The sequence below is a fragment of the Ornithinibacillus californiensis genome (assembly GCF_001038485.1).
GTDB classification, from domain to species: domain Bacteria; phylum Bacillota; class Bacilli; order Bacillales; family Amphibacillaceae; genus Ornithinibacillus; species Ornithinibacillus californiensis.
In genome coordinates this window covers 1-489 of sequence record NZ_LDUE01000028.1, presented here as the reverse complement: position 1 = coordinate 489, position 489 = coordinate 1, and the positions used below count along the sequence as shown (strand labels likewise).

The window sequence follows — 489 nt, the reverse complement described above, 5'->3', positions numbered from 1 at the left end:
GTAGCTCGTCGGGCTCATAACCCGAAGGTCGTAGGTTCAAATCCTGCCCCCGCAACCAATTTTATTTTTAATTGGTCCGGTAGTTCAGTTGGTTAGAATGCCTGCCTGTCACGCAGGAGGTCGCGGGTTCGAGTCCCGTCCGGACCGCCACTATATTTTTATAAAACATACTATGGCTCGGTAGCTCAGTCGGTAGAGCAACAAGCATTAACATCCACCGAATTTGCTACAAGTAACCCCGAAGCATAAACATCTTTGAATATGCTAGCAGATGCAGGGGTCAAAAACGTGGCTGGAGAACTTGTTTTAATTATTAACTTTATATTAAATGGCTCGGTAGCTCAGTCGGTAGAGCAACGGACTGAAAATCCGTGTGTCGGCGGTTCGATTCCGTCCCGAGCCACCATTTATGTCTTTTTTCTTTTGCTGGAGGGGTAGCGAAGTGGCTAAACGCGGCGGACTGTAAATCCGCTCCTTCGGGTTCGGCAG

Annotated in this window: 2 tRNA genes; both read left to right on the top strand. The window is 48.5% G+C overall.

Annotation, left to right across the window (positions count from 1 at the left end):
• Positions 1 to 73: 73 nt before the first annotated feature.
• Positions 74 to 150: transfer RNA gene (locus TE34_RS07030), tRNA-Asp, on the top strand.
• A gap of 180 nt (positions 151 to 330) precedes the next feature.
• A tRNA-Phe gene (locus TE34_RS07025) sits at positions 331 to 406 on the top strand.
• Positions 407 to 489 lie beyond the last annotated feature (83 nt).